The organism is Pseudomonas sp. A-RE-22, assembly GCF_019956035.1.
Taxonomy (GTDB): domain Bacteria; phylum Pseudomonadota; class Gammaproteobacteria; order Pseudomonadales; family Pseudomonadaceae; genus Aquipseudomonas; species Aquipseudomonas brassicacearum.
Genome location: NZ_JAHBCZ010000036.1, coordinates 45,613 through 52,023, shown reverse-complemented (window position 1 = coordinate 52,023; position 6,411 = coordinate 45,613). Strand labels below are relative to the sequence as shown.

The window sequence follows — 6,411 nt, the reverse complement described above, 5'->3', positions numbered from 1 at the left end:
TGAGCACGGCGGGAGTAGCCCGGCGCGCATCGAGTTGCATCACGTTGTTGGCGATGAAGAGGCTGTAGTAGCGGTAGGCGACCAGATAGATGGCCACGGCTGCGACGACGATCCAGAGGGCGTTGATCGCCTCGCCTCGACGCAATGCCACGACGCCCAGGGCGCACGCTCCCACGACGGCCAGCAGTAGCCAGGGTAGATGGCGCAGCAGGCTATTATTGTTTTTCATTTTTATATTCCAGCCAGGGTGACAAGAAAGATAGCCATTGGAGTTTAGCGCTAACCCGGGCAAAGGCCATACTCGACGTTCGTTTGTCAGCAGCCGAACGGTGACGATGCCCCGTCAGTTGGGTCTATAGTCAGTGAATCTCCAGAGGGAATGCGTAATGAGCGAACGTCGCCGCTTCGTACGAGTTGACTTCAATGCCAGGACCGAGCTGAGCCAGGGCCCGTTCATCTGGCCGGTAGAGTTGCTGGATCTGTCCCTCAAGGGGTTGCTGATCAAGAAACCCGAACCCTGGCTTGGCGATATCGAGCGCCCCTTCATGGCCGATATTCATTTGAGCCCTGATGCCGAGATCAAAATGGAAGTTCGTTTGGCCCATGATGACCATGGTCACCTGGGCTTCGCCTGCGAGCACATTGACCTGGACTCCATCGCACACCTACGCCGGCTGGTAGAGCTGAACGTGGGCGACCATGACGAGTTGGAGCGGGAGTTGGGGGCGTTGATCCAGATCTGAGCAGCCCTGCTCCAGCCTCCAGTATTTGATCGTTCCCACGCTCTGCGTGGGAATGCATCCCGTGACGCTCTGCGTCACACTCCAGAATCGGAACGCGGAGCGTCCCTGGCGGCATTCCCACGCAGAGCGCGGGAACGATCGGTAATCGAGTCGCCTGCATCGCGAGCAAGCTTTGCTCCCACATACAGTCCTTGCGCAATTGCCAGGGTTATTCGAACAACGCATCCAACGCCTGTTCCAGGCGTGTCACGGCAATGATCTGCAACCCCGGCGGGGCTTCCTTCGGCGCGTTGCCCTTGGGCACGATGGCGCGTTTGAAGCCGTGCTTGGCCGCTTCCTTGAGCCGCTCCTGGCCACTGGGTACCGGCCGCACTTCACCCGACAGCCCGACTTCGCCGAACACCAACAGGTCGTGGGGCAGCGGCCGGTTGCGCAGGCTGGACATGACCGCGGCCATCAACGCCAGGTCGGACGCGGTTTCCAGCACCTTGACCCCACCCACGACGTTGAGGAACACGTCCTGGTCGTGAGTCGGAATCCCGCCGTGTCGATGCAACACCGCCAGCAACATGGCCAACCGATTCTGATCCAGGCCCAGGGTGACCCGGCGCGGGTTCGCCAGGTGGCTGTCGTCCACCAGCGCTTGCACTTCGACCAGCATCGGCCGAGTGCCTTCCCACGTTGCCATGACCACGCTACCGGGGACTTCTTCCTGGGCACGCGTCAGAAAGATCGCCGAAGGGTTTGAGACTTCTTTCAGACCTCTGTCGGTCATGCCGAACACACCTAGTTCGTTGACAGCGCCAAAGCGGTTCTTCACCGCCCGCAGCAAACGCAGGCGCCCATCGGATTCGCCTTCGAAATACAACACGGTATCGACCATGTGCTCCAACACCCGCGGCCCCGCCAGTGCGCCTTCCTTGGTAACGTGGCCCACCAGGAAAATCGCCGTGCCACTCTGCTTGGCGTAGCGCACCAGCAACGCCGCGCTTTCGCGCACCTGGGACACACCGCCCGGGGCCGATTGCAGTTGTTCGGTGAAAATCGTCTGGATCGAGTCGATCACCATCACCTTGGGTTTTTCCAGGCGCGCCGTGGCGATGATGGTCTCGATGCAGGTTTCGGTCATGACCCGCAACTGGTCCTGGGGCAAGCCCAGGCGCCGGGCGCGCATGGCGACCTGCTGCTGGGACTCTTCGCCAGTGACATACAGCGCCGGCATGCGGGTGGCGAGGTTGCACAAGGTTTGCAACAAGATGGTGGATTTGCCGATGCCCGGATCGCCGCCGATCAGCACCACCGAACCGTCCACCAGGCCGCCGCCCAGCACGCGGTCCAGTTCACCGGATGCGGTGGAGAAACGCGGGATTTCTTCGACACTGACTTCGGCCAGGGTCTTGATCTGCGCCTGCTGACCGGCCCAGCCCGTGCGACCGGTGGGTGCCGCCGCGCCGCCGCTTTCCACCATGGTTTCAGTCAGGGTGTTCCAGGCCCCGCATTCGCTGCACTGGCCGGCCCATTTGGGAAAGGTCGAGCCGCACTCGGTGCAGCCGTACATGCGCTTTGCCTTGGCCATCTGAACTCCGGGTAAAAACCGCGATGATAGCCCACGCGGAGGTCAACGCGGGGCCGGCATTCTGATTTCACCCCTCGCCAGATCCACCGCAGTGTTGCCCAACGGGTCCTGGGCCTGCAGATCGGCGCCCTTGGCCTTCAAGGCATCGAGCAATTCATCCCGTTTGAACAGGCCGGCATACATCGCCGCGGTCTGCCCGGCGCCGTTGCGTTGGTCCGGGCTGCAATCGGTGGACAGCAAACGACGGGCGATCTGCACTTCGCCCTTGAAAATGGCGCCCATCAGCGCCGTGTTACCGCGTTTGTCCTGGGCACAGGCATCGGCGCCAGCGGCCAGCAGCCGCTCCACCGCCGGGCCGTGGCCGTGATAAGCCGCCAAAATCAGCGCGGTGTAGCCCTTTTCATCCTGGGTATTGAGCGAGTAACCGGCCTCGATAAAAGTCTCGAGCATCGGCACATCGCCGCGGCGAGCGGCGTCGAAGTAGTAGTTTTGCAACTGTTCTTGTACGGCGGCCGGTTCGGTGGGTATTGGCTGATCGGCCAGTACGCCCAGTGACCAGGTCGCAAGCATCAATAAAAGAAATCTGCGCATCATGACGTCTCCTCTGGCAGATGACTGTGGGGGCATGGTTGTGGGAGCACGGCTTGCCCGCGATGCAGACGACTCAGTCCGGTTTCAGACCCCAGCGCCTGTATCGCGAGCAAGCTTTGCTCCCACAGGTCATGCACCTGCCTGGCTGTGGATCAGTCAGTCAGTTTTTCCGCCAGGGCCTTGACCCGGGCCAAGTCACCTTTGGCGACACGGGCCACGCCAGTACCGTACTCAGGGTCAGCCTTGTAGAGGAACGACAGGATGATGTGCTTGCTCTCGTCATCGGTGGTCGCCAAAGAGCCGCCGAAGCTGTCGATCAGGTCATCACGCTCTTTCTTGCTGAACGAACGATACAAATCACCGGCCTGCTTGAAGTTCTGCTCGCGCTGGATCTTCGCCTGCTGGGTGCTGCCGCTCAGCGCGGTCTGGCTGTAGCGTGCCGCTTGCGGTTCTTCACGCGGCGTCAGGCGACTCGGCTGATAGTTCACGCCGGTGCTGGTGCTGCCTGGATTCATCGCACCGTCCTGGTTACCGTTGTTCACCGCCACCTTGGGGGCGTTGATCGGCAGTTGCAGGGCATTGGCACCCAGGCGGTACATCTGCGTGTCAGCGTAGGAAAATACTCGCCCCTGAAGCAAACGATCCTCGGAAGGTTCGATACCCGGTACAAGATTGGCCGGTGCCATGGCGACCTGCTCGGTTTCCTGGAAAACATTCGCCGGATTGCGGTTCAAGACCATTTGCCCGACTTTTCGCTCAGGCACACCCGGCCAGATCTTGGTCGCGTCCAGTGGGTCGAAGTCAAACTTGGCAAGGTCCTGTGGATTCAGCACCTGGATGTACAAGTCCCATTTCGGGAAGTCGCCCTTATTAATATGATTCACCAGATCATTTGTCATATGGCTGTAATCTTGGCCTTGAACTTTCACAACTTCTTTCGGATCGAGATTTTTCAGCCCCTGCAAACTTTTCCAATGAAACTTCACGTAATGAACTTCACCCTTGGCGTTAACCAGTTTGTAGGCATGTACACCGTTACCGTCCATCTCACGGTAACTGGCCGGTGTCCCGGAGTTGGAATACAACTCGGTCAGGGTGCGGGTCGATTCTGGAACATGGGAGAAGAAATCGAAGCGGCGTGAATCATCGTCCAGGTTGGTCCGCGGGTCGGGTTTGAAGGCGTGGACCATGTCCGGAAACTTGATGGCATCGCGGATGAAGAAGGTCGGGAAGTTGTTACCCACCAAGTCCCAATTACCGTCGGCGGTGTAGAACTTCGTGGCGAAACCACGGGGGTCGCGCAGGGTTTCCGGCGAATGATTGCCGTGCACCACGGCAGAAAAACGCACGAACACTGGTGTGACCTGGCCTGCGGCAAAGACTTTGGCCTTGGTCAGGTCGCTGAGATCGTCGGAAACCGTGAAGGTGCCGTGGGCGCCGGTCCCACGTGCATGCACCACGCGCTCGGGGATGCGTTCACGGTCAAAGCGCTGGAGCTTCTGGATCAACTGCACGTCTTGCAACAAGGTCGGGCCATTGGGGCCTGCCGTTTGCGAGTTCTGGTTGTCGCCGACAGCCGCACCATTGTCCCGGGTCAGGGTGGCCGCGTTGACAGACAAGGACAAAAGGCTCGCGGTCAGCACAAAAAAAGCGCGGCGATGGGAATAAGCCCCGTGGCCAAGGGAAGTGTTCATAGGCGTGTTCCTCTGATGTTATAGAGCGCATCCATGTGCGCCATCCAGAGGCTAGTGCTCGAAAAAGGAAAACCTAAATAGAAATGCCGTACCGCATCGATAGAAAAAACGTTGTGGGGCGCCAGGCTGAAACCGCGTATCACGCGCGATTGATGGCACTTTGAAAACTTTTCACCCAAGGCCAGGTCGATAACTGAAGCTTTGTAAGCAGGCGTTTCGAGCAGGACTCGTTGGGCTGATTTACACTGCCACTCATCTTTCATTTGTTACAAGGAATAGCTCATGGGCGTGCTAAGCGAGTTCAAGGCCTTCGCGGTCAAAGGCAATGTCGTCGACATGGCCGTCGGGATCATCATCGGTGCCGCTTTCGGCAAAATCGTTTCGTCATTCGTTGGCGACGTGGTCATGCCTCCCATCGGCCTGCTGATTGGTGGAGTGGACTTCAGTGACCTGGCCATCACCCTCAAGGCCGCCCAGGGTGATGCGCCTGCCGTGGTACTGGCCTACGGTAAATTCATCCAGAGCACCATCGACTTCATCATCGTGGCGTTCGCCATTTTCATGGGCGTCAAGGCGATCAACCGCCTCAAGCGCGAAGAAGCCGTAGCCCCCAGCGCGCCTCCTGTTCCGACCAAGGAAGAACTGCTGCTGAGTGAGATTCGCGATCTACTCAAGGCCCAGAACGAGCGGCCCTGAGGCAGTCAGTCACTGACGCCTCTTGTGGCGAGGGGATTCATCCCCTCGCCACAGTCCTACCAGTAGTTTTCCACCGCCACCTGCCCCGGCCGACGGGTCAGGCTCAGTTGCAGCCCCCTGGCCTTGAGCAGCTTGCGCGTGTCATCGATCATTTGCGGATTGCCGCACAGCATCACTCGCGAATGCTCCGGCGTCAGCGCTACGCCGGCCGCCCGCTCCAGCTCGCCATTTTCGATCAGCGTGGTGATCCGCCCACTGAGCGCCCCCGGATGCTGCTCACGGGTGACGGTCGCAATGAAATGAAACTTATGAGCGTACTCGGCCAGGTAGTCGCGCTGGGGCAGCTCCTTGATCAGCGCCTGATACGCCAGCTCCTGCGCCTCGCGCACGCTGTACACCAGGATGATCCGCTCGAATTTTTCCCAGGCCTCAAAATCCTGGAGGATAGAAAGAAACGGCGCCACCCCCGTCCCGGTGGACAACAGCCACAAATCCCGACCATCGACAAAGCGATCCAGCGTCAGATAGCCGAAAGCCTGGCGATCCACCAACAGTTCGTCACCCGGTCGCAGGCGGCTAAGCTCACTGGTGAACTCGCCATCGGGAACCACGATGGAAAAGAACTCGAGGAACTCGTCGAACGGCGAAGACACCATGGAGTACGCCCGCCAGACGGCGGTCCCGTCCGCCTTGACGACCCCCAGCCGGGCAAACTGACCCGCCCGAAAACGAAAACCGCGGTCCCGGGTCGTGCGCAAAGTAAACAAATGAGGCGTCAACGGCTGGACATCGAGCAGGGTTTGGCGGCTGAACTTCTCTGCGCTGTCGGTCATGAGCCACTCCAATGGGACGAGACTTGCAGTGTCCCGCAAAGCGAGCGTCTTCACCACCGATGACGAGTAATGGCACTTTAGCCACAAACAACGTCTGACCAACAAAATCTTTTACCTAACTTATACAAACCTCACAGAACTGTAAAAATAGCCAACTAAAAAGTTCAGTTCCTTAAACATCTCAGAATGTAAGCAAACTAAAAAAAACTCACTACAAATTAAGAATAGTCCTACACTCAAATTTCGCATCATGGATTGGATCCGCATGAACGAATCAA

General features: G+C 58.9%; 7 protein-coding genes. 2 read left to right on the top strand and 5 right to left on the bottom strand.

The features are described 5' to 3' along the window. The coding region (locus KGA89_RS18820) for a carbon starvation CstA family protein (protein WP_290369182.1) at nucleotides 1-229 on the bottom strand (229 nt) is incomplete at its 3' end. A gap of 157 nt (nucleotides 230-386) precedes the next feature. Here KGA89_RS18820 and KGA89_RS18815 point away from each other — a divergent pair. Beyond that, nucleotides 387-743 (top strand): PilZ domain-containing protein, encoded by a 357-nt coding sequence (locus KGA89_RS18815; protein ID WP_223472250.1) that lies wholly within the window; start codon nucleotides 387-389, stop codon nucleotides 741-743. Between the two features lie 208 nt (nucleotides 744-951). Here KGA89_RS18815 and radA read toward each other — a convergent pair whose 3' ends face one another. From radA to katB, 3 genes are all read right to left on the bottom strand, one after another. Further along, a complete protein-coding gene (gene radA, locus KGA89_RS18810; RefSeq protein ID WP_003185644.1) occupies nucleotides 952-2,319 on the bottom strand; it encodes a DNA repair protein RadA in 1,368 nt (455 codons plus the stop codon). A gap of 42 nt (nucleotides 2,320-2,361) precedes the next feature. Beyond that, entirely contained in the window at nucleotides 2,362-2,910 is a 549-nt protein-coding gene (locus KGA89_RS18805; RefSeq protein WP_003205776.1) for an ankyrin repeat domain-containing protein, read from the bottom strand. Nucleotides 2,911-3,062: 152 nt separating this feature from the next. Next, nucleotides 3,063-4,604 (bottom strand): catalase KatB, encoded by a 1,542-nt coding sequence (gene katB / locus KGA89_RS18800; RefSeq protein ID WP_028237291.1) that lies wholly within the window; start codon nucleotides 4,602-4,604, stop codon nucleotides 3,063-3,065. Between the two features lie 282 nt (nucleotides 4,605-4,886). Here katB and mscL point away from each other — a divergent pair, with 282 nt between their 5' ends. After that, the gene (gene mscL, locus KGA89_RS18795; RefSeq protein WP_003205779.1) at nucleotides 4,887-5,300 is read left to right on the top strand and encodes a large-conductance mechanosensitive channel protein MscL; all 414 of its coding nucleotides are present in this window, start codon (nucleotides 4,887-4,889) and stop codon (nucleotides 5,298-5,300) included. Nucleotides 5,301-5,356: 56 nt separating this feature from the next. Here the strand turns inward: mscL and KGA89_RS18790 are convergent, their stop codons facing one another. Beyond that, entirely contained in the window at nucleotides 5,357-6,133 is a 777-nt protein-coding gene (locus KGA89_RS18790) for a ferredoxin--NADP reductase (RefSeq protein WP_003205780.1), read from the bottom strand. Between the last annotated feature and the right edge of the window lie 278 nt (nucleotides 6,134-6,411).